Genomic DNA, 22,400 nt, shown 5'->3' on the forward strand with positions numbered 1-22,400 from the left:
GCAGCACAGGTTGGCGCAGTCGGTGGCGCCGCCGGCGGCGTGGGGGACGACGTGGTCGGTGTCGGCCCAGCCGACGCGCTGGCCGCAGGTGGGGAAGCGGCAGGTGCGGTCGCGGGTGTGCACGAACGCCTGCTGCGGCGCGGAGGGTGCGTAGCTGTCCGTCGCGGCCGGTCGCTCGAGCAGCGCACAGTCGCAGTCGGCGTCGGCCGGGTGGTCGGCGCAGCCGGTGCGGGCGAGCCGACGCAACCGGTTCAGCGTGGTCGTCGCCCGCAGCGTGCCGTCGTCGTCGACCAGCGCCAGCGTCACCGAGCCGCCCTCCGGGGTGCGCAGCCCCAGGGCGTCCAGTTGCTGCAGGAGTTCCCGGAGGTGGGCGGCGGTGATCGGCAGCCCGTTCACCGCCCCGGCCTCGCTGCTGCGGCCGGTCAGCGCGGCGAGGGTGGCGATGACCTGCAGGTGCGCGCTCACCGGCGGGCGGCCGGTCTCCCACGGGCGCTGCAGCAGATCGGCGAGGACCAGCGTGCGCAGCTGCCCGATCGGCCGCTCGTCCCCGTCGGCCTTCAGCATCCGCGCCAGCTCGTCCACGACCGCGAAGCTGGCCGCGGCGAGGTCGGCGGGGAGGTCGGCGGCGAGGGTGGCCATGCCGTCGAAGGGGCAGTCGTACAGCCGCACGTCGGCGTGCCGCTCGGCCTGCCTCCGGCGGCCGTCGATGGCCTGGGCGTCGGCGTCGAGCAGCAGCGCCAGCGCGCGGTCCTTGAGCGTGCGCACCGTCAGGGACATGGCCTCGGGCAGCAGCCGGGCCTCGAGCGTCCGGGCGGTGGCCGCCGTGGTGTGCTCGAGCACGTCGACCAGAGCCTTGGCGCGCGCCTCGTCCAGCCGCCCGGCGGCCAGCGCCGCCCAGGTCCCGGGCAGTTTCTCCCGGTAGGTCCACGCTCGGTGCGCCAGCTGCGCGGCGGCCAGCCGCCCGCAGTTGAGGACCATCGCGAGCTCGGCGGGGAAGAACTCCGACACCCCGGGCAGCTCGGCATCCGGCTTCCACGACCGGGAGCGGGTGCCCGGGGTGCCGAGTGCCGGGTCGTCGTCATCGGGGGAGTCGTCGGCCAGGCCGAGGACCAGCTCGGCCTCGTAGGCGGCGGTCATCGCCTTGAGCGCGGCCACCCGTTGCAGCTCGGCGGCCTTCTGCTCGCGCGACAGCAGCGCCACCGGCAGCCGGGGGATGGACACCGGCTGCTCGAGGAGCACGCCGACGAGCGCCCGCTCGACGGGCGAGACGTACTGGGCGACCTCCTCCACACCCCGCACGCTACGGCCGGGGTACGACAGTTCCCGCAGGCCAGAGGCGAGTCCTGCGCCCATGTCCGCGGACGGCCGAGTCGGGTGCGACCGACGCACCCCGGTCCGCGACGGATGGCCTCTCGACCGCCCATCGGCCCACCGGGAACCAGGACCGGACGTCCCGTCGGACGTGCTGGGCAGCCGGCCCGGCCGGTCAGACGGACGCGGGGACGGTGGCCGGGTGGGACCGCCGGTCCACCGCGACGCCGACGGCGGCGGGGATCCAGACGGTCAGCGACCGGGTGACGAGGACGGCGACGCAGGCGGCGGCCGGGGACGTCCCGATGGTGCCGAGCAGCAGGAGCAGCACCGCCTCGGGGGCGCCGGGCAGGGCGGAGGCGGGCAGCGCGATCCAGACCAGGCGGAGGACGGCGTAGCAGCCGGCGACGGCGAGCACGGGGACCCCGCCGCCGGCCGCCTGCACCGCGGCCGAGAGGACCGCGGCCTCGAGCGAGACGGCGAGGGCGACCCAGCCGAGGAGGGCCGCCTGCTGCCGCCGCGGGACCAGGCGGCGCACGGCGGTCGACGGGAGCGGCTCGGCGTTGCCGCGGCGGGCCGTCAGCTGTCCCGCGCCCGCCAGCACCCAGGCGGCCAGGCCGGCGGCGGCCGCAGGGAGGACCGCGGTCGGGGACCGCCAGTCCGGGATCGAGCCGTCGACGGCGGCGAGCGCGACGACCGCCCCCGCCGCCACGGCCGCCCCGGCCAGGCCGGCGACCGCGGTCCGCACCGTCGCCGCGTGCGCGGTCGCCGGCAGCAGCCCGGCCCGCTCCAGCAGCCGGGCGCGCGCCAGGCGCTCGCCGTCGCGGCCGTGCACCAGGCCCACGTTCCGGGCGACCAGCGTGACGACGAGCGCCCGGCCCACCGACACCCGCCGGTCGGCGGCCCGGGCGACGGCGGCCGCGCGGGCCAGGGCCGCGGCGGCGGCCAGCAGCCCGGCTCCGCCCAGCCACCGCCACCCCTGCGTCCCGACGCTGTCGACGGCGGCGCCGACCCCCGCGACCACCACGGGTCCGGCGAAGGCGACCGCGCAGCCGAGGGTCACGAGCACCCGCGCCACGGGCCCGGCGGGCGGGAACACCGGGCGGTCGGGGTCGGGCAGGTCCAGCCGGGCGTGCAGGGCGGCCCGCAGCGCGGCCAGGCGGGACGGCTCGGCGCGCAGCCGCTCCCGGGTCTCGGACGACAGCGCCAGCGGCGTCAGCGACGGCAGCGCCGCCGCGACGGCCGGCTCCCCGAGGACGTCGACCGCCGCGGCCACCAGCGCGACCGGGTCGCACGGGGCCCCGGGTGCGGCGGCCAGCGAGGCCAGCAGCTCGGCGACGTCGACGGCCTCCTCGTCGTCGGTGGCGCCGGTCCGGGCGTTGCCGAAGTCGACCAGCCACGGCCGGCCCGCCGGGTCGACCAGCACGCTGGCGGCCACGAGGTCCCGGTGCGCCACGTTCGCGGCGTGCATCCGGGCGACCTCGCTCCACACCTGGTGCAGCAGCCCGGGGGTCCGCTCCGCCGGGTCCAGCTCGTCGAGCGGTCGGCCCTCGACGTACTCCTGCACGACGACGGCGTCCCCGGACCCGCCGCGGGCCAGCAGCACCGACGGCACCCGCACCCCGCGCCGCTCGACGGTCAGGGCGGCCACCGCCTCGTGCTCGGCCTGGTGCCCCAGCGGGGCCAGCGCGTCGGCGTCCTTCACGTCCCCGACGGCGAACACCCGCCACATCCGGTGCAGCCGGTCGCGCTCGTGCCGGTCGGGCTCCAGGTACTTCACGTACAGCCGCCGGCCGCGGTCGTCGACCGCCGTGAACGGCTGGGAGCTGCGTGCCCGCACCGCGGCCGGCGCCACCCCGGTGACCGGCAGTCCGAAGCGCCGCAGCACGGCCTCGACCCGGCCGGGCGGGACCTCCCGCGACGGCACCCCGAACACCCAGTGCACCAGCGAGCCGATCGCCCAGCCCAGCGCCACGCCCCCGACGACGTCGAGGGGCAGGTGGGCGCCCACGTACACGCGGGCGAGCGCGACCGACCACGCCAGCGCCCACGCCACCCGGCGTCCCCGCCGGGTCAGGTACGGGGCGGCGGCGGCGGCGAGGGCGGCGGCGACCGCCGAGTGGCCGGAGACGAAGCCGGCCCCGCCCACGGTGCCCTCGTGCAGGACCGCGCCGACCGGCAGGCCCGCGGGCCGTTCCCGGCCGACCAGCGACTTCACCAGGTCGGCGGCCAGGTAGGCCGCGAACCCGGAGAGGAGGAGGTCCCGCGCCGCGCGGAGGCGGCGGCACAGGACGGCGACCAGCGCGAGCGCCGGGACGGCGAGCACGTTGCCCAGCTGCATGACCACCCAGACCGCCGGCATGATGCCGGCCGGCAGGTCGTTGAACAGCCGGAACAGGTCCCGCTCGAGGGCGGACAGCTGCCCTCGCCGGGCGATCAGCACCCCCGTGCCCAGGACGACGAGCCCCAGGGCCACGCGCACCAGGTCGGTCGTCAGGCGCTGCGGACGTCCCCGTCCCCAGCCGGAGGGACCGGCCCCGCGGCCCAGCTGCCCCGCGGGGACGGTCCGGGTGGTCACGGCCACAGTCCAGCGCCCCGCCCCCGCCCACGGGCAGGGTCCTCCGGCCCTGCCCGTGGGCGCCACCTGCGGGGCGCTGCCCACCGGCAGGCGGACACGCCCCGGCCGGCACTGCCGGTGCGGTCAGGACCAGGGGGCGTCGAGCGGGTCGACGGCCTCGTCGACCGGGCGGCGCGGGGTCGCCGGGACCGGGTCGGCGCTGACCGGCGCCCAGCCCAGCCGCACGAGAGCCTGGGGCGTCCCCGGCGCGTCGGGGGAGACGCCGGCGCACAGCGCGGCCAGCCGGGCCCGGACGTGCGGGACCTCGAGCGGCCGGCCGACCGGGTCGGTGGCCAGGCCGACGGCGGTCGCGGTCAGGAGCACCGCGCTGAGCGCCTCGCCCGCCCGCAGCCGGTCGGCGGGCCCGTCGCCGGCGGTGGTGAGGACGGCGAGGACGCTCCCTCCGGACCCGTCACCGGCGAGCCGGAGCGCGCCGCCGGCGAGGTCCCGCACCGGGACGCCGTCCACCGAGCCGCGGGACCGCCCGCTCCAGGCGGCCTCCTCGACCAGGCGCACCACCTCCCGCCGGGCGCGGGGGGCGAGGACGGTGAGCCGCGCCGTCTCCCCGGCCGCGGCGCGCACCAGGTCGGCGAGCAGCTCCGCCGGGACGGGCCAGGGGGAGTAGACGCGCGGGTCGCTGCGGCGGTGCTCGACGGCCTGCGCCAGGGCGAGGTCGTCCGGGGCCGGCTCGGCGGGGGACACGTCGACGGCGGCGAGGTGTGCGGGGCGCGCGGGGTCGGGCAGCCGGTGGACGCACGGGGCCAGGCCGGCGGCACGCAGGGCCACCCGGAGGTGGTGGAGCGCGGCACCGCAGCCGATCAGCAGGTCCCGGCTCCCGGGGTCGGTCGCCGGCAGCCGCCGGGACGGGTCGGCGGACAGGTGGACCGACGTGCGCCCGATCCGCCAGCGCCAGGGCCGGGTGTCGTGCGGCGACGGCGCGCGGTCGGCCAGCGCGACGGCCGCGCGGGCGGTGGCGCGGTCGAGCAGGGACGACGTCACGGCTCCTCCGGGGTGGCGCGGCCGGCCCGGACCCGGAGGGAGGCGTCGTCCACGGCCCGACGCTCGCGCCCCGGCCGGACGGCGGTGAGGGCCGGACGTCCCCGGTCGGCGGGCCGGAGGTCGCCGGCGGCCGGAGGGCCGGCGGGACGGGACCTCCGACCCCGCGCCCCGGGTGGCCGGCAGGCCCTAACCTCGGACGACGACCGCGGGACGGGAGGGCTCCGGTGGACACGGACACGCAGCAGGCGCCGATCGGGGTCTTCCTCCTCGACGACCACGAGGTGGTGCGCCGCGGCGTCGCCGACGTCCTGGAGAGCGACCCCGGCATCCGGGTCGTAGGGGAGGCGAAGAACGCCTCCGAGGCCCTGGCCCGCGTGCCCGCGCTCCGGCCCGACGTCGCGGTGCTGGACGTCCGGCTGCCCGACGGCGACGGCGTCTCGGTCTGCCGCGAGCTCCGCAGCCGGATGCCGGAGCTGCGGGTGATCATGCTGACCAGCTACAGCGACGACGAGGCCCTGTTCGAGGCGATCATGGCCGGCGCCTCGGGCTACCTGCTCAAGCAGATCCTCGGCGCCGACCTGGTCAGCGCGGTGCGCACGGTGGCCGCCGGCGGCTCGCTGCTGGACCCCGCGGCCACCACCGCGGTGCTCGAGCGGATGCGGCGCGCCGCGGAGCCGGCCGGGCCGCTGGCCCGGCTCAGCGAGCAGGAGCGCACGGTGCTCGAGCTCATCGGCGAGGGGCTCACCAACCGGCAGATCGGCGAGCGGATGTTCCTCGCCGAGAAGACGGTGAAGAACTACGTGTCCCACCTGCTGGCCAAGCTGGGCCTGGAGCGGCGCACCCAGGCCGCGGTCCTGGCGACCCAGCTGCGCGGCGGGACGCCCCGCCAGGGCTGACCGGCCGGGCCGGCGGCCGGTCAGGACAGCGGCGCCCACCACCGCAGCCGGGTCCCGCCGTCCGGGACCGCCGCGACCTCGAGGCCGCCGCCGCGGCCGGTCGCCCGCTGCTCCAGGTTGCGCAGCCCGCTGCGCGCGGCCCGCGCGTCGATGCCCCGGCCGTCGTCGACCACCTCGAGCACCAGCTCGTCGCCGACGTCGAGGGTGACGGTCACGTGCCGGGCGCCGGAGTGGCGGGCCGCGTTGCTCACCGCCTCCCGGACGACGGCCACCACGTCGGTGGCCAGCCCGCCGGTGACGAGCGTGTCGACCGCGCCGGAGGTGCGCACGGTGGACTCCAGGTCGCCGGCGGTGCCGGCCACCGTGTCCAGCACCTGCCGGCGCACCCCGCCGTCGGGCTGGTCGACGGTGTGCAGGTCGAAGATGCTCGTGCGGATGTCGCGGACGGTGTCGTCGAGCTGGCGGACGACGTCGCGGATCCGGCCCTGCACCTGCGGGTCGGCGACCCGCGGGAGGACCGACTGCAGGCTCAGCCCGGCGGCGAACACCCGCTGGATGACGTGGTCGTGCAGGTCGCGGGCGATGCGGTCGCGGTCCTCGTAGACGTCGAGCTGGCGGGCGAGGCGCTGCCGGGCGGCGAGGTCGAGGGCGACCGCGGCCTGGTCGGCGAACGAGCCGACCAGCGCCGGCAGCGCGCCGTCGAACGCCGGCGACCCCGCGCGGCGGGCCGCGATCACGACCGCGGACTCCGCCTCCGTGCCGCGCAGCGGGACGCCCAGGCAGGGACCCCACTCCACGTGCGCGTTGGGCCCGTCGTAGGCCAGCCCGGTCATGTCGAGGGTGACGACCTCGCCGGCGCCGTCGCCCATGGCCTGCAGCACCGGGCTGTCGGCCACGTCCACCCAGGTCCCGGTGATGTCCCGCAGCCCGTCGCCGACCTGGACCCGGACCTCGTAGCGGCCCGCGGCGTCGGGGCCGGCCATGATCCACGCCGCCGCGGCGCCGGTCAGCTCGCGGACCCGCTCGGCGACGAGGGCGAGCGCCCGCTCGCCGGAGCCGGTGTCGAGCAGGCTGGCCCGGACGTCGGAGAGCGCGGTCGCCCACCGGCGGCGCTCCTCGGCCTCCTCGTAGAGCCGGGCGTTGTCGACGGCGACGCCCGCGGCGCCGGCGAGAGCGGTGAGCACCGCCTCGTCCTCGGGGGTGAACTCCCCCTGCCGCTTCTCGGTCATGTAGAGGTTGCCGAACACCGTGCCGCGCACGAGCACGGGCACCCCGAGGAAGCTGTGCATCTCCGGGTGGCCCGGGGGGAAGCCGACCGAGGCCGGGTGCTTGCTCAGGTCGGCGATCCGCAGCGGGTACGGCTCGGTGATCAGCTGCCCGAGCACGCCCTTGCCCTCGGGCAGCGAGCCCAGCGCGGCGGCGGTCGCCTCGTCGACGCCGACGTGGATGAACGCCGCCAGCCCGCCCTCCGGAGCCAGCACGCCCAGCGCTCCGTACCGGGCGTCGACCAGGTCGCAGGCGCTCTCCACGATGCGCCGCAGGGTGGTCTCCAGGTCCAGGCCGGAGGAGACCGACAGGAACGCGTCGAGCAGGTTCTGGATGCGTTCCTGGCTGCGGGCGACCGCGGTCAGCCGGTCCTGCACCTCGTCGACCAGCTCGGTGAGCCGCATCCCGGCCAGGGCCGACCCGCCCGCGGGCCCGGGCCCGCGCGCTGACACCGGACCGGTCATGTCGGCACCCCTCACCGAGGCCTGACCTCGCCGGCCCAGACTGGCACGGGACCCCGGCCGGTGGTAGGCACCCGGCGGTCCTGCCCGTCCCGCCCCGGCGGGGTCACACGGCGTCGTCCGGGGTCACACGGTGCTGTCCGGGGTCACCCCGCCCTCCCCGGGACCGGGGCCGCCGGGGGCGTGGTCCGCCAGCCGCGCAGGACCCCGATGGTCAGGAGCACGAACCGGTGGCCGTCCCCGACCAGCAGCGGCCGGGGCCAGTCCCGGGCGCGGAGGGCGGCCGCGGTGGCGGCGTCGGTGACGGTCCGCGCCGGGCCCACGACGGTCACCGACCACTCGGTGTCGCCGTCGCAGCCGTCCACGCCGAGCACGACGACGGCGCCCCCCGCCGGCGGCAGGTGGTCGCTGTCCGGGGCCGCGGGGATGACCACGCGGTCCCCGTCGAGCGCGTAGCGGACCGGTGCGATCGCCGGCAGGGCGTCCCGGGTGAAGGCGAGGTGCCCGTGGGTGCCCCTGCCCAGCAGGGAGCGGCACTCCCCGTCGTCGAGGGAGGTGCGGATGGTCCCCGTACCGGTCACGTGCGTTCCCCGTTCGGCGTGCCGCGGGGGTGGCGCGGCCCCCACGTGCGCCCCTGCGGGCGCCGACTCCCCAGGTTGCCCTGCCCGAGGCGGGACCGCACCGGGGCGACGGTCCCGGACGGAGGGGCCGGGAGGCCCGGGTCGGCGGCCCGGACGGCCCTCCCGCCGGCCCGGTGCGGCGGCCGCGGCGGGTCAGGCACCGGACAGCCGCTGCGACGCCACGGCCGGACGGCCCGCGGCGACCGCGCCGGCGATCTCACCGGCCCACGACCGGACGGCGTCCCGGTCCCGGAAGTCGCCGACCGGGGCACGCATCGCGGTGACCACCGCACGCTCGCCGGAGCCGAGCAGGGCCCGGTCGAGCCGGCCGGGCAGGACCCGGTGGCCGCGCGGGGCGAGCAGCGCGGCCGGCGCGGCGGCGTCCTGCGGGTCCTCCGGCGGGTACGGCAGATCGCCGATCGGCCCGCTGGAGAACAGCCACACCGGCCGCCGGCGGAGCACTCCCGCGCACCGCACGGCCAGGTCCTGGACCGGGGGGAGCCATCGGCCGGCGTGGACGGCGCTGGCCGGCACGACCGCGTCCCAGGCGGCGGGGTCGGGCCGCGACCCGGCCGGCAGCGCCGCCGCGGAGAGGCCCACCGAGCGCCCGGCCGGGGACCCGCCCACGTCGCGGGCCAGGGCCTCGGCGATCTCCCGGGTCGACCCGTGCCGGCTGGCGTGGGCGACCAGGACCCGGGGCCGGCTCACCGTGGTCCTCCCCGCCGGCCGCCGGCGGCGGGGACCACCGCGGGCACGTCGCGCGTCATGACGTCCCTGGTCTGCACGGCTCCTCCTCGCGGTCGGTGTGCCGGACGCTAGGGAGTCCGCGCACCCGGCCCCAGGGTCGGCGGCCGCCGTGCGGAGGGACGGAGGTCCCGGGACCCCGGGTCCCTCGCCCCGGGCCGGGCGGCGGCCGCGCGGCGCATCGTCGGGGCGCCCGCCCGGGGCGTCCCCGGGCCCGACGTGAGGACCGCCGATGGACGCGACCCCCCAGCAGCCCGGCGCCGTCGCGCCCGCCGTCGGCCCCGTCGTCGTCGGGGTGGACGGCTCGGTCCCGGCCCGCGCCGCCCTGCACGCGGCCCTCCGTGCCGCCGCGGAGCGCGCCGCCGGACTCCTGGTTGTCAGCAGCTTCGCGTCCGACCTGTACTGGCTCGGCGGCGCGGGCGTCGTGGTGCCGCTGGTCGACGACGTCCGCGGCGCCACCCGGCGGCTGACCGAGGAGCTGGTGGCGTCGGTCCGCGAGGAGGTCCCGGAGGCGGACGGCGTCCCCGTCGACGTCGACGTCACACCCGAGTCACCCGCGGCCGCCCTGGTGAGCCGGTCGGCCGACGCGCAGCTCGTCGTCGTCGGCAACCGCGGGCGGGGAGCGGTGCGCAGCGCCCTGCTCGGCTCGGTCGCCCTGCACACGGTCACCCACGCCCGCTGCCCGGTGCTGGTGGTGCACCCGCGGACCGACGAGCCGGCCGCCCCGCCGCGGGTGGTCGCCGGCTTCGACGGCTCCGCCACGGCGCACGCGGCCCTCGCCGCGGCGGTCGAGGAGGCCGCGCGGACGGGTGCGGAGCTCCACGTGCTGGCCACCTACGTCCTCACCGACTACTGGGTGGACCTGTCCTCGGTCGTCGTGCCCTCGCGGGACGAGGTCCGCGGCGACCTGCGCCGGCGGGTGGACGAGGCCGTCGACGGCGTGCTCGGCGGCCGGCCCGCGGACGCGCCGGTGCCGCGGGTCGACGTGGACGTGGTCGAGGGCGCCGCCTCCGACGTGCTGGTCGACCGGGCGCGCGACGCCGCGCTGCTGGTGGTGGGCGGCCGCGGGCGCGGGGCGGTGCGCGGGCTGCTGGTCGGGTCGGTGGCGCTGCACTGCGCGGTGCACGCCGCCTGCCCGGTCCTGGTCGTCCACCCCGCCGGCCGGCGCACCGGGGTCACCGTCGACGCGGGCGAGCCGGCGCGGGCGTGACCGGGCGCCCCGGGGGGCGGGACTCACCGCCGCTCCCCGGGGGAGGGGCCGGACCCCGCCGCGGCCGGCGCGTCCGCGCGGCGGCGGCGCCACAGCGGCTCGAGAGCCGCGACCTCCTCGGCGGTGGCGGTCCGGAACGGCGGCGCCGGCGGAGCGGCGACCGGACGCCGGCCCTGACCCCGGGTGGCCCGCAGGCTCGCGGCGACCGAGACGCCGATGATCGTGGTGATGACCGCGAGGCTGACCGCGGTCGGCACGTGGAACAGGTCCACCTTGAGCAGCATCTTGACGCCGACCCACACGAGGACCAGGGCCAGCCCGGTCTTGAGGTACACGAACCGGTGGACCAGGTCGGCGAGCAGGAAGTACATCGCGCGCAGCCCCAGCAGCGCGAAGGCGTTGGCCGTGAAGACGAGGAACGGCTCGTCGGTGACGGCGAAGATGGCCGGGATCGAGTCGACGGCGAAGACGACGTCGGTCACCTCGACGAGCACGAGCACCGCCAGCAGCGGCGTGGCCAGCAGGACGCCGTCGCGGCGGACGAGGAACCGCTGCCCGTGGTAGGCGTCGGTCATCGGCACGTACCGGCGGAACCACCGCAGCGCCCGGGACCGCTCCGGGTCCAGGTGCTCGTCGCGCTGCCGGGCCATCCGCCAGCCGGTCCAGAGCAGGAACCCGGCGAACAGGTACAGCACCCAGTCGAAGCGCTCGACCAGCACCGAGCCGCCGGCGATGAACAGCCCGCGCAGGACGAGGGCGCCGAGGACGCCGAGGAACAGCACGCGGTGCTGGTACTCCCGCGGCACCGCGAAGTACGTGAACAGGACCGCCCAGACGAAGACGTTGTCCACCGCCAGCGACTTCTCGATCAGGTAGCCGGCGAAGTACTGCTGGCCGGGCTCGGCGCCGTGCGCCCACCAGACCCAGGCGCCGAAGGCGACGCCGACCGCCACCCAGGCCGCCGACCACAGCGCGGCCTCGCGGACGCCGATGACGTGCGCCCGGCGGTGGGCGAACAGGTCGACGGCGAGCATGCCGACGATGAGGCCGAGCACGGCCGGCCAGAGCCAGAAGGGGACGTCCACGGACAGCCTCCAGTCGGTGAGCACCAACCGGAGGTCTCTCCCGGCCCGTCTCGGGCCCGCTCCGCCGGACCCCTCCTCCGGGGCCGTCCTGACGACGGCAGCGCCACGGGGATACTCCCCTCCGCGAGAACCAGTGAAGCAGGGTTCACCTGTCCCCGCCACCGGACCGAGGAGCAGCCCGTGACCGCGGACGCCCGGGCGGCGCGCCCGTCCTGGACCTTCCTCACCAACCACGGCCACGTGCTCCTCGCCGTGGCCGCCGACCCCGACGCGCGGGTCGTCGACGTGGCGGCCCGGGTGGGTGTCACCCCCCGGGCGGCCCTGGGGATCCTCCGCGACCTCGAGGAGGGCGGGTACCTGACGCGCCACCGGCACGGCCGGCGCACCCGCTACGAGATCCGGCCGCACCAGCACTTCCGGCACCCCGCCACGGCCGCGTACGAGGTGGACGCGCTGCTCGCCGTCTTCGCCCGGGACCAAGGTCCGCCGCCGGGGGGACGTCCGGCGGCGGACCCGCCCCCGGGCTCCGGCGGAGGGTGACGGGGTGGTCGCCGGCCTCGACGGGTCGCCGGTCGTCCTCGGCTGCGTGCCCCGGGCCCGGTGCCCCGTCGTCGTGGCGCACCCGCGGCAGGTGCCGGCCGGGACGACGGTCTGAGGAGGCGCGGGTGCGGGCCTGGGTGGTCGGGACGCCGGCGCCGGTGGACGCGGGACCGCTGCGCCGGGTGGAGCGCGAGCCGCCCGTCCCCGGCCCGGGGCAGGTCCGGGTCGCCGTCCGCTGCTGCGGCGTGTGCCGCACCGACCTGCACCTGGCCGAGGGCGACCTGCCGCCGCGGCGGCCGGGCGTCGTCCCCGGGCACGAGGTCGTCGGCCGCGTCGACGCGCTCGGCCCCGGGGCGGCCCGCTTCGCACCCGGCGACCGGGTCGGCGTCCCGTGGCTCGGCCGCACCGACGGCAGCTGCCGGTTCTGCCGCCGCGGCGACGAGAACCTGTGCACCGACCCGCGGTTCACCGGCTGGGACCTCGACGGCGGCTACGCCGAGGCCTGCCTGGTCGACGAGCGCTTCGCCCACCGGCTGCCCGAGGGCCTCGACGACGAGGCGGCCGCGCCGCTGCTGTGCGCCGGGATCATCGGCTGGCGGGCGCTGCGCTGCGCCGCGGTCCCGCCCGGCGGCCGGCTGGGGGTCTACGGCTTCGGCGGCAGCGCCCACCTGACGGTGCAGGTCGCGCTGGCGCAGGGGATGCGGGTGCACGTGCTGACCCGCGGCGCCGCCAACCGGGCGCTGGCGCGGGAGCTCGGGGTGGACTCCGTCGGCGGCCCGGCCGACCCGCCGCCGGAGCCGCTGGACGGCGCGGTGCTGTTCGCGCCGGCCGGGGAGCTGGTGCCGGTCGCGCTGCGCGCCCTGGACCGCGGCGGCACGCTAGCCGTCGCCGGCATCTGGCTGTCCGACGTGCCGCCGCTGTCCTACGCCGGCGAGCTGTTCCAGGAGCGCCGGCTGCGCAGCGTCACCGCCAACACCCGCCGCGACGCCGAGGAGTTCCTCGTCCTCGCCGCCCGGCTGGGGGTGCGCGCGACCACGACCGCCTACGCCCTCGACGACGCCCCGCGCGCGCTGGCCGACCTCGCGCACGGCCGCTTCGCCGGGGCCGCGGTGCTGCACGTCTGACGCGCCGCGGCCCCGGGGGTCAGGGCAGCCGGAAGCGGTCGGCCCACAGGGGCCCGACCTCGGCCCACTCGCGCTCCCAGGCGCGGTCGCGCGCCCGGCCGGTCAAGGCGCAGACCGAGGCGTGCGCGACCGCCGCCGTGGCCAGCCCGAGCAGCAGGGTCAGCACGCCGCTGGTCACGCTGACCACGGCGACGTCGGTGGCCTCGATCGGCGGGCCGGCGCGCCCGCCGCCCGGACCGGTCCACACCGGCACCGTGGCCCCGGCCGGGGTCCCCGGCGCGACCGGCACCGTGTCCTCGCGGGTGCCGCCGTCCGGGGCCTCCCACCGCGCCGGCGCGGTCGCCCGCAGCGACGTCGGGGAGCCGGGCAGCACCTCCGCGTCCTCGAGGACCACCGCGGGCACCTGCTGCCGCTGCGCGGCCTGGCGATCGGCCAGCGCGCCGGTGTCCGACGCCACCACGCTGCCCACCGCCAGCGCCACCGGCACCACCGCGACGGCCAGCAGGACGCTCGCGAGGCAGGAGACCAGCTCCACCCGGTCGGCCGTGCGGGCGCCCGGGGCGAGGCCGCGCCGCACCAGCGCGCGCAGGTACCCCGGCGGCGGGGCGGCGTCGGGGGGCACGGGTCACCTCGCCGGCGCGACGGCGGCCCGGCGCCGGCGGGCGTCGTCGGGTCGCGGCGGGGGAGGGGCCGGCACGACGAGCACGGGGCAGCGCGCGTGCCCCGCGACCGCCTCGACGAGGGCCGGGCCGGCCGGGGTGCGCGGCCGCCCGAGGACCAGCAGCCCGGCGTCCCGGGACAGGCGCACCAGCGCCGGGGCGGGGTCCCCCTCGCGGACGTCGACGGTCACCGGCACCGCCGGCCAGCCCTCGTGCACCCGGGCGGCGTGCGTCTCGACGAGCCGGCGCTCGGCCTCGGCGACGGCCGCCGGGACCGCCGCCCCGCCGAGGGCGCCCCCGCCGGGCCACGCGTGCACCACGCGCAGCGGGCAGCCCCGCGTGCCGGCCTCGAGGGCCGCCGCGGCGAGCACCGCCGTCGTCCCGGCCGTGCCCTCCACGCCGGCCACGACCTCGCTGCCCCCGGTGGCGCCCGGGGGCACGGCGAGCACGGGGCAGGCCGCGGACGCGAGCAGGTCCCGGGCGACGGGGCCCAGCCCACCGGCCGCGGGACCCGTGCCGAGGACCAGCACCGCCGCCCCGGCGGACTCCTCGCGCAGCACCCCGGACGCGGGACCGGTGCGCACGACGGTCCGCACCGGGGTGGCGGGGGCGCGGGCGGTGAGGTCGCGGCGCAGCACGTCCAGCCGCGCGAGCGCGCGGTGCCACGGACCGTCGTGGGCGCGGCCGGGGTCGTGCGCGCCCTCCACCGCGGCCACCAGCAGCAGAGGGCGCAGCTCGCGGTGCGCCCGGTCGGCGGCGGCCGCCGCCACCGCCGGCGCGGAGCGGTCGGGACCGACCGCGGCCACGACCGGGGCCAGCCGGGAGGTCACACCCACGTCGTCCCCCCGTGGCCGTCGGGGACCGGGCGGCGGGGCGTCGGCGCCGGGACCGGGGCCCGGCCGGTGCGCAGCACCACCTGGGGGTGCGCGTCCCAGCTGAGCGCCGAGCGCAGCTGGGTGCGGGTCACCGGGACCTCGACGAGCCGGGGGAGCGGCTCGCCTCCCCAGCCGCGGGCGGTGAGCTCCAGCAGCACCCGCTCCAGGGCCTCGCCGCAGCGCAGCCACGCGCGCAGGTCGTCGCGGTGAGTCGCGAGCACCAGGAGGGTCCGGTCGGTGTCCGGGGCGGGGCCGCGGCCGGCCTGCTGCGCGAGCCGGGCGACCAGGCGCAGGTGCTCCTCGCGGGTGACCGGGACGAGCACCGTCTCCTCCGCGGCGGCCGCGGCGACCAGGAGCCGGAGCACGTCCTCGGGGACGCGGTCGGCCTCGAGCCGCCGGGGGTCGGCGTGGCCCCGGCGCACGGCGGGGGCGAGGGCGGCCAGCACCGGGTCCGGCGGCCCGTCGACCGGGCGGAGGACGGCCACCACCCCCGGGTCGGTGGGGTCGGGCAGCCGGTCGACGCGGACGGCGGACCCGGCCGCGGCCAGCGCGACCCGGGCGTCGAACAGGGCCGCACCCACGCTCCGCGCCCGGGCCCGGCCGACGGGGTCCGGGACCGCGAGCTGCCGGGGGAGGTCGGCGACCAGCTCCAGCCGGCCGGGGTGCAGCACGGCGCGCCAGGGCCGGGTGCCGTGCACGGAGGGGGCCCGCCCGGCGGCGTCCGCGGCCGCCTCCAGCGGAGGGCGCGGGACCCGGGGAGGCGGCAGGTCCGGGAGGGCGGCGCGGCGGGCCATGGTGCGGCTCCTCGGGACGGTCGTCCCCCCGAGCCTGGCCCGTGCGGGCGCCGCCGTCCGGGGCCCGCGGTCCCCGGGACCACCGACCAACGTCCCCGCGGCCGACCCGCCTTCGCCCGTGTCCCCGCGGCGGCCCGGGGGGCGAGGCTCCGGACGGCCGCCTGCGCCGGGGAGACGACCCCGGGCCGCCGCGGCGGTGCGGAGGAGGTGCGTCGTGAGCGAGCACGTGTCCCCGGGGGCGGGACCGCCGCCCCCCGCCTACCCGGTGCGGGTCGACGGGGTCCTGGACCCGCCGCTGTCCCGCGGGCTCTGGCTGGTCAAGTGGCTGCTGCTGGTACCGCACCTCGTGGTGCTGGTGTTCCTGTGGGCGGCGGTGGGCGTCGTCACCGTCGTCGCGTTCTTCGCGGTCCTGGTGACCGCGCGCTACCCGCGGCCGCTGTTCGACTTCACCGTGGGCGTGCTGCGCTGGACCTGGCGGGTCCAGCACTACGGCTACTCCGCGCTGGGCACCGACCGGTACCCGCCGTTCACCCTGGCCGACGTGCCCGGGCACCCGGCCCGGCTGGACGTCGTGTACCCGGAGCGGATGTCCCGAGGCCTGGTGCTGGTCAAGTGGCTGCTGGCGCTGCCGCACTACCTCGTGCTGGCGGTGTTCGTCGGCGGCGGGCTCTGGTTCGGCACGGGCGACTGGGACGGCGACGGCGTCTGGAGCGAGGGGTGGGCGGCCGGTGGCCTGGTCGCGCTGCTGGTCCTCGTGGCCGGCGTCGTCCTGCTCGTCACCGGCCGTTATCCCCAACCACTGTACGACTTCGTCCTCGGCATGGACCGGTGGTCCCTGCGGGTGACGGGCTACGTCCTGCTGCTGACCGACGCCTATCCGCCCTTCCGGTTCGACATGGGCGGGACGGACCCCGCCGCGCTGCCGGCGCCGGCCGCGGCGCCGCCGGTCCCCGCCGGGCAGGCGCCTCCCGCGGGCGCGACGGCGGTCCCCGTCGCCGCGCCGGCGACCAGCCGCTGGACGGCCGGGCCGGTCGTGGCCGTGGTCGCCGGCGCGCTGCTCGTCACCGCCGCGACCGGCCTGCTCGCCGCCGGGGGCAGCCTGCTGTGGGCCGACACCACGCAGCGCGACGGCGGCTTCGTGACCTCGGAGCCGGCGGCCGTCGACACCGCCGGCCACGCCGCCGTCAGCCAGGGGCTCCTGCTGCAGGGCGACGGGACCGACTGGGTGGTCGACGAGCTGCTGGGCACCGCGCGGGTGCAGGCCACCGCCACCGGACCCGACGACGAGCTGTTCCTGGGCCTGGCCCGCACCGCCGACGTCGACCGGTACCTGGGCGGCGTCGCCCGCGCGGAGGTCGAGCCGGCCGAGTCGGGCTGGTGGTCCGGGGACGAGTGGGCGTGGGCCGTCGACGCGGAGGCGGGCGGGTCGCCGCCGGTCCCGCCGGAGGAGGCGGGCATCTGGGCCGCCTCGGCCGTCGGCACGGGGTCGGTGACGCTGGACTGGCGGCCGGACGAGGGCGACTGGACCGTCGTGCTCATGCGGACCGACGGCGGCGCCGGCATCGAGGCCGACGTCCGGGTCGGCGCCACCCTGCCCGGGCTGACCTGGGTCTCCGTGTCGCTGCTGGCGGTGGGCGCGCTGCTGCTCGGCGGCGGCGTGCTGCTCGTCGCGCTCGGGGCGCACCGGGCCCGGCCGCTGCCGCCGTCCGGCCCGGTGCCGGCCGCGGGGCCGCCGGTCCTGCCCCGCCCGCGCGGTGCCGAGCCGGAGCCGACGCCGACCCGCACCCGGCAGGACTGAGTGCGCACGGCGACGCCCCCGCCGGGCTGCCGGCGGGGGCGTCGTCCGGGAGCCGGCGGTGGGGGGCGCCGGAGGTCGCCGGGAGGGCCGCTCGGCGGCGGCGCCCCCACAGGAACCCGGCCGCGGGACCCACCCGGTCGACGGCGGTGACCGCCGCCCGCACCGCCCGGCGGCCGTCGACCCGGTCGGGGCGGCGGCGCGCGAGGTCGGCCCACGCGGCGACGGCCAGGGACACCTGCACCGAGGCGAGGCCGTGGAGCACGCCCCGCTCCCGAGGGGTCGGCCCGGTCCGGCCCCGCGCCCGCTCCCGGCTCGTGGACGTCGTGGCGGCCTCCTCGCCGGGCGCGTCCCGGCCGGCACGGCACCCGCGGGGTCCCGTGCCGGCCGGTCGCCCGCCCGGTGGCCGGGCGGGCGCCTCACACCCCCGTCGTCCGGCGGCCGACGGCGGCCCGCACCGGGCCGAGGGCGATGGCCAGGCCGACGGCGGCGCTGACCGCGTGCAGCCAGTTGTCGGCGGCGTTGATCGCCAGGAAGTCCCAGGTCTCCCCGATGGCGATCAGCCCGTACACCAGGGCGGCGCCGTAGCCGACGGCGAGCAGCCACCCGTAGGTGCGCGCGAGGGGCAGGGAGCGGGCCAGGGCCAGGCCCGCGACCCCGATGGCCAGGTGGACCAGGTTGTGCAGCGGGTTGACCTCGAAGCCGAGCAGCTCGTCGCCGGTGTGGGCGGCGAAGTCCTCGAAGCCGGTCACGAACCAGCCGGCGACGCCGGCGATCGTGTAGACGGCACCGACGACCAGGGCGGCGACCTGCGGCCACGTCCAGGCCCCGGCTGTGCCGGCGGTGCGGTCTCGTGCGGACATGGGGTGCCTCCTCGGGACGTCCGCGGTGAGGTCCCCAGTGCGCCGCCGTCCGCGGGCGGGGCGGAAGGGGAGCAGGTCACCGGGAGCGGGGACCTCGGTCGCCGCGCGGGCGGTGCCGGAGGTCCCCGGGCACGCGGGGCGCCGGGGACGCGCCGGGTCCCGGGCGCCGACGCGCCGGTCCTCCAGCGCGACGCGCCGGTTCCGGTGCGACGCCGTGCGGCGACCCGGTGACATCCGGGGGCTCCGTGCACCAGCCTGAGCGAGCGGACCCGGGGGACATCCTGAGCACGCGGATGGGCGGGTGACAGTCAGTGGCAGACCTGACGATCGAACGGGCGTCCGGGGGCCTCGACGACGGCTCCGCGCCCCCTCCTCCGGCCCAGCAGCGGCCGTCCGGTCCGCCCCCGGTCCCCTCCGGCGGGGTCGCGCTCGCCCGCCTGCTCGCCCTCGCCCGGCTCACCTCGCCGCAGGCCCTCGAGCTGTCCACCGGCGTGCTGGAGCAGGCGGCGCAGCTGCCGGTGCCGGACACCGGGGCCGGCGGCCGCGCGCTCCTCGACCGGCTCGCGGTCGGGACCGACGGGCAGGTGGCCCTCCACCCCTCCGCGGCACCGGCCGGTCCGGCCGTCGCCGCGGTCCTCGCCGACGTCGCGGCCACCGCCCGGTCCCGTCCCGGCGCGGCGGAGGCCGAGGACCCGCTGCTGGACGCGGTCGACGCGGCGGTGGCGGCCCTGCCGGACGCCGGCGTCCCTCCGGTCGCGCGGCGGGTCGCCGAGGCCGCCGCGGCGATCGACCGCGGCGCCGTCCGCGCCGAGCTCGGCGCGCTGGTGCGGTCCATCGCGGCGGGCGGGCCGGTGGGCGCGGCCGCGTCGGCCGCCGTCCGCGGCACCGTGTCGCGCCCGGTCCGGCGCGAGGGGTCCCGCAGGGCGCGGCGGGTCGGGGCGTGGCTGCTCTCGGTCGTCGTGCTCACCGCGGCGGTCACGGCGGAGGTCGTCCTGCTGCGGGACGAGATCGCCGCCGACGTCGAGGTGCTCCTCGACGCCGGGCGCAGCGGCGTCGAGCCGACCGCGGAGCCCGAGACCGACGGCGTGCCGATCCCCGCGCCGGCCCCGGCCGCGGCCGGCAGCGTGACCGCGGTCGACCTGCGCGGCCTCGACGCGTGCGAGCCGGGGCAGCCCTGCACCGTGCGGGTGCAGGTGCGGCTGGTCCCCGGGACCGCGGAGCAGCGGGTGACCTGGTCCTACCTGCTCGTCGACCGCTGCACCGGCGACAGCTCCACCGCGCCGGGCGGCACGGTCGCCGTCCCGCCGGGAGGGGAGCGGGCCGAGGCCCTCGGCGTCGTCGCGCTGCCGCCCCTGCCGGCCGTCGCGGTCCTGGCCGTCACCGACGCGCCCGCGACCGCGGCCTCCGCGCCGCTGTCCGTGGGCTCCTGCCCACCCGAGCTCCGCACCCGCTGACCCGACGGGAGTGCCCGCATGCGCTACACGGTGCCCGCCGGCCCGCCGGACGACGCCGCGAGCAGTCCCCGGGCGACCCGGCGGTGGAGCCGGCGCCAGCGCCGCGTGCTGTGGGCCGTCCCGGAGGGCTCCCCGCTGGAGCCGGGCGGGCTGCCGGCCGGCGACGGCGGGCGGGGCCGGACCCGGGAGGAGCGCCGGGAACGCCGCAGCGCGCTGTTCGACCTCCTGGCCGTGGTCGCCGCCCTCGCGCTGGTCGGGCTGGGGCTGGCCAACCTGTACCTGATCGGCGCGCACGAGCTCGCGCTGCGCCAGGGCCTGATCGCCGCCGGGGGTGTGCTCGCCCTCGCGGTGTTCTGGCGGGTCCGCGTCCGGTACCTCGGCGTGCTGGGCTGGGTGTCCTACGCCGCGGCCGTCGTCTTCCTCGTCGGCGTCCTCACGGTCGGGGTGACGGTCAAGGGCGCCACCCGCTGGTTCGTCCTCGGCGCGGTCACCTTCCAGCCCTCCGAGCTGGCCAAGCTCGGGCTGCTGCTGGTCCTCGCCGCGGTCCTCGGCTCCGGACGGTCGGCCTGGCGGCGCTTCGGCCCGGCCGTGCTGCTGGCCGCCGTGCCCATCGGGCTGACGCTGATGCAGCCCGACCTCAGCACGACGGCGCTGCTCACCGTCCTCACCGCGTCGATGCTCGTCCTCGGCCGGGTGCCGGCGCGCTTCCTGCTGCCGCTGGGCGCCGCGGCCGTCGTCTCCGCGCCGCTGATGATCAGCCTGATGCAGCCCTACCAGCTGCAGCGCCTGGGCACCTTCCTGGTCGGCGCCCACGAGTCGCCCACCGGCTCGGGCTGGGCGCTGCGGCAGGCGCACATCGCGGTGGCCTCCGGCGGGCTGACCGGGCGGGCCGACGACCCGCTCCGCGAGCTGCGCGCCCAGTACCTGCCCGAAGGACAGACCGACCTCGCGCCGGCCAGCCTGGTCGGCCAGTGGGGCCTGCTCGCGGGCGCCGGGGTCGTGGTCGCCGTCGTCGTCCTCGTGTGGCGGCTAGCGCTGGCCGCCCGCCGGGCGCGCACGCCGCAGGCCGCGCTGGTCGGCGGCGGGCTGGCGATCCTCATGGGCGTCGAGACCGTCGTCTCGGTGGGCGCGAACCTCGGGCTGCTGCCCCTGGCCGGCGTCCCGTTCCCGCTGCTCAGCTACGGCGGGACGGCGCTGGTCGTGCACCTGGCCGCGATCGGCGTCGTGCTGGGCGTCCGCCGGGACAGCGCCCGCCGGCGGCTGTGGGCGGCGCCGGGCCGGCGCAACCCGCGCCCGCGGCTGCTCCGGCTGGCCGCGGCCGCCCTCTCGGCGCTGCTCGTCGCCTTCGGGCTCTACGGCTGGCGGATGCAGGTCACCCGGGGCGAGGAGCTCACGCTCGCCGGCGAGGAGCAGATGACCCGCTGCATCCGGCTGCCCGCCCCCCGCGGCGCCATCACCGACCGGCACGACGCGCCCCTGGCCGTCGACGCCGCGGCCGCCGGCACCGGCGCCGACCGGGTGCTCGCGGTGCCCGCCCTCGTGCGCGACGACGCCGCGGCCGTCGAGCGGCTCGCCGTCCTGACCGCCCGCCCGCCCGCCGAGCTGCAGGCGCAGCTGGACGCGGCGGAGGCCACCACGCTGTCGCTGCCGGTGGCCGAGGTGCCCCGGGCCGTCGGCGACACGATCGCCGCCGCCGGGATCACCGGCGTGGTCGTCGTCCCGGAGCCCCGCCGGTGGTACCCGGAGGGCGCGCTGCTCGGCCCGGTCCTCGGCTTCGTCGGCGTGGCCACGCCCGAGGCGGAGGAGCGCTGGCCCGGCCTGCCCAACGGCGAGGTCGTCGGCCGGGCCGGCCTGGAGCTGGAGTACGACGCGGTGCTGCGCGGCACCAACGGGCGGCAGTGCGTGTACGTGGACCCGGCGGGCGTGCCCGTCGCGCTCGCCGGCCGCGTCGAGCCCGTGCCCGGTGCCGACCTGCGGCTGGCGATCGACCTGGGCCTGCAGCGGCAGCTCGACGCCGGCCTGGCCGCCGCCCTGCGCGCCCAGCCCCGGCCGCAGGGCAAGATCGGCGCCGCCGTCGCCATGGACCCCCGCACCGGGCACGTGCTGGCGATCGCCAGCGCCCCGTCGTTCGACAACAACCTCTACGGCCCGCCGGCCGACTCCGCCGCGCTGGAGGCGCTCGCGTCGGCGCCGGGGTCACCGACGCTCGAGCACGTCACGCAGGCGGTCGCGCCGCCCGGGTCGACGTTCAAGCTCGTCGTCGCCGCGGCCAACCAGGCCCACCGGGTGTGGGACCCCGACCAGGTGGTCCCGACCGGGGGCAGCTACACCTACGGCGGGCACACCTTCGGCAACTGGCGGCCGATGGGGCCGATGGACCTGCGTGAGTCGATCGCCATCTCCAACGACGTCTACTTCTACAAGCTCGCCGTCGCGCTCGGCCCCGAGGCGATGATCGACACCGCGCAGTCGCTCGGCGTCGGCCAGCGCACCGGCATCGACCTGCCCGGCGAGTCCGCCGGGTACCTCGGCACGCCGGAGTCCGTGGAGGCCGACGGCGGCACCTGGTACGGCGGGTCCACCGTCATCCTCGGCATCGGCCAGGGCGAGATCACGGTGACGCCGCTGCAGAACGCCCGGTGGACCGCCGCGCTGAGCACCGGGTCCCTGGTCACACCGCGGCTGGGCATGTCGATCGGGACGCAGGGGTCGCACACCGCCGTCCCCACGCCGGCCCCGACACCGCTGCCGTACGCCGCCGAGCTGGGCCCGGTCCGCGAGGGCATGCGCGACGCCGTCACCAGCGGCACCGCGATCCGGCTGGCGGACCTGCCGGCCCCGGTCGGCGGCAAGACCGGCACGGCCCAGGACGGCGGGCTGCGCGACGACGAGTACGACAACTGGCTGACCGTCGCCGCCCCGATGGACGCCCCGGAGATCGTCGTGACGGCGATGGTGCAGGGGCCGGGGACGGGCGCCAACAACGCCAAGGACGTCGTGTCCGCGGGCCTGCGCCACTACCTGGACCACCGGGCCGACGTCCTCGCGACCGAGCCGGTGCAGGCCCCGTGACCGGCCGCGCCTGAG

At 79.0% G+C, this 22,400-nt stretch carries 18 protein-coding genes; 7 read left to right on the forward strand and 11 right to left on the reverse strand.

Annotated elements, in window-relative coordinates:
* The 3 genes from ACI79Z_RS20765 to ACI79Z_RS20775 all read right to left on the reverse strand — a co-directional run.
* Nucleotides 1-1,290 (reverse strand): DUF222 domain-containing protein (locus ACI79Z_RS20765; RefSeq protein ID WP_456903726.1); only part of this gene is annotated, 1,290 nt, incomplete at its 3' end.
* Nucleotides 1,291-1,486: 196 nt separating this feature from the next.
* Nucleotides 1,487-3,889, reverse strand: a complete 2,403-nt coding sequence (locus ACI79Z_RS20770) for a phosphatase PAP2 family protein (RefSeq protein WP_456903727.1) — start codon at nt 3,887-3,889, stop codon at nt 1,487-1,489.
* A 123-nt stretch (nt 3,890-4,012) separates the two neighbouring features.
* Nucleotides 4,013-4,927 carry a hypothetical protein gene (locus ACI79Z_RS20775; RefSeq protein WP_456903729.1) on the reverse strand — a complete coding sequence of 305 codons (915 nt, stop codon included), beginning with the start codon at nt 4,925-4,927 and terminating at the stop codon, nt 4,013-4,015.
* A gap of 224 nt (nt 4,928-5,151) precedes the next feature.
* On the opposite strand from ACI79Z_RS20775, the gene ACI79Z_RS20780 reads away from it, so the two are divergent.
* Complete coding sequence (locus ACI79Z_RS20780) at nt 5,152-5,823, forward strand: response regulator (RefSeq protein WP_387994017.1); 672 nt, start codon at nt 5,152-5,154, stop codon at nt 5,821-5,823.
* Nucleotides 5,824-5,843: 20 nt separating this feature from the next.
* Here the strand turns inward: ACI79Z_RS20780 and ACI79Z_RS20785 are convergent, their stop codons facing one another.
* From ACI79Z_RS20785 to ACI79Z_RS20795, 3 genes are all read right to left on the reverse strand, one after another.
* Nucleotides 5,844-7,553, reverse strand: coding sequence for a GAF domain-containing protein (locus tag ACI79Z_RS20785; RefSeq protein WP_456903731.1), 1,710 nt, complete (start codon nt 7,551-7,553; stop codon nt 5,844-5,846).
* A 143-nt stretch (nt 7,554-7,696) separates the two neighbouring features.
* On the reverse strand, nt 7,697-8,131 hold the full coding sequence (locus tag ACI79Z_RS20790) for a pyridoxamine 5'-phosphate oxidase family protein (RefSeq protein ID WP_456903733.1): 435 nt from the start codon (nt 8,129-8,131) through the stop codon (nt 7,697-7,699).
* Between the two features lie 192 nt (nt 8,132-8,323).
* The gene (locus tag ACI79Z_RS20795; RefSeq protein ID WP_456903735.1) at nt 8,324-8,878 is read right to left on the reverse strand and encodes a flavodoxin domain-containing protein; all 555 of its coding nucleotides are present in this window, start codon (nt 8,876-8,878) and stop codon (nt 8,324-8,326) included.
* A 268-nt stretch (nt 8,879-9,146) separates the two neighbouring features.
* Between ACI79Z_RS20795 and ACI79Z_RS20800 the strand changes: the two genes are divergently transcribed.
* Complete coding sequence (locus ACI79Z_RS20800) at nt 9,147-10,124, forward strand: universal stress protein (protein ID WP_456903737.1); 978 nt, start codon at nt 9,147-9,149, stop codon at nt 10,122-10,124.
* 23 nt (nt 10,125-10,147) lie between these two features.
* Here ACI79Z_RS20800 and ACI79Z_RS20805 read toward each other — a convergent pair whose 3' ends face one another.
* On the reverse strand, nt 10,148-11,209 hold the full coding sequence (locus tag ACI79Z_RS20805; protein ID WP_387994003.1) for a TerC family protein: 1,062 nt from the start codon (nt 11,207-11,209) through the stop codon (nt 10,148-10,150).
* Between the two features lie 180 nt (nt 11,210-11,389).
* Between ACI79Z_RS20805 and ACI79Z_RS20810 the strand changes: the two genes are divergently transcribed.
* The gene (locus ACI79Z_RS20810; RefSeq protein ID WP_387994001.1) at nt 11,390-11,749 is read left to right on the forward strand and encodes a transcriptional regulator; all 360 of its coding nucleotides are present in this window, start codon (nt 11,390-11,392) and stop codon (nt 11,747-11,749) included.
* A 125-nt stretch (nt 11,750-11,874) separates the two neighbouring features.
* On the forward strand, nt 11,875-12,873 hold the full coding sequence (locus ACI79Z_RS20815; protein WP_456903739.1) for a zinc-dependent alcohol dehydrogenase family protein: 999 nt from the start codon (nt 11,875-11,877) through the stop codon (nt 12,871-12,873).
* A 19-nt stretch (nt 12,874-12,892) separates the two neighbouring features.
* Here ACI79Z_RS20815 and ACI79Z_RS20820 read toward each other — a convergent pair whose 3' ends face one another.
* The 3 genes from ACI79Z_RS20820 to ACI79Z_RS20830 are packed head-to-tail and all read right to left on the reverse strand — an operon-like array spanning nt 12,893 to nt 15,201.
* Nucleotides 12,893-13,495, reverse strand: a complete 603-nt coding sequence (locus tag ACI79Z_RS20820) for an Rv1733c family protein (protein ID WP_456903741.1) — start codon at nt 13,493-13,495, stop codon at nt 12,893-12,895.
* Between the two features lie 3 nt (nt 13,496-13,498).
* Entirely contained in the window at nt 13,499-14,362 is an 864-nt protein-coding gene (locus ACI79Z_RS20825) for a universal stress protein (RefSeq protein ID WP_456903743.1), read from the reverse strand.
* Nucleotides 14,359-15,201, reverse strand: coding sequence for a hypothetical protein (locus ACI79Z_RS20830; protein ID WP_456903745.1), 843 nt, complete (start codon nt 15,199-15,201; stop codon nt 14,359-14,361). Before ACI79Z_RS20830 ends, ACI79Z_RS20825 begins: the two co-directional genes overlap by 4 nt.
* A 214-nt stretch (nt 15,202-15,415) precedes the next feature.
* Here ACI79Z_RS20830 and ACI79Z_RS20835 point away from each other — a divergent pair, with 214 nt between their 5' ends.
* A complete protein-coding gene (locus tag ACI79Z_RS20835; RefSeq protein WP_456903747.1) occupies nt 15,416-16,999 on the forward strand; it encodes a DUF4389 domain-containing protein in 1,584 nt (527 codons plus the stop codon).
* Between the two features lie 416 nt (nt 17,000-17,415).
* On the opposite strand, the gene ACI79Z_RS20840 is transcribed toward ACI79Z_RS20835, so the two are convergent.
* Nucleotides 17,416-17,859: a DUF4383 domain-containing protein gene (locus tag ACI79Z_RS20840; protein ID WP_387993984.1), complete on the reverse strand. Its 444-nt coding sequence runs from the start codon at nt 17,857-17,859 to the stop codon at nt 17,416-17,418.
* A gap of 311 nt (nt 17,860-18,170) precedes the next feature.
* Between ACI79Z_RS20840 and ACI79Z_RS20845 the strand changes: the two genes are divergently transcribed.
* Both ACI79Z_RS20845 and ACI79Z_RS20850 read left to right on the forward strand, forming a co-directional pair.
* Complete coding sequence (locus tag ACI79Z_RS20845; RefSeq protein ID WP_456903749.1) at nt 18,171-19,313, forward strand: hypothetical protein; 1,143 nt, start codon at nt 18,171-18,173, stop codon at nt 19,311-19,313.
* Between the two features lie 18 nt (nt 19,314-19,331).
* Complete coding sequence (locus tag ACI79Z_RS20850; RefSeq protein WP_456903751.1) at nt 19,332-22,385, forward strand: FtsW/RodA/SpoVE family cell cycle protein; 3,054 nt, start codon at nt 19,332-19,334, stop codon at nt 22,383-22,385.
* The last annotated feature ends 15 nt before the right edge of the window (nt 22,386-22,400 follow it).

Source organism: Geodermatophilus sp. SYSU D00663 (genome assembly GCF_054050655.1).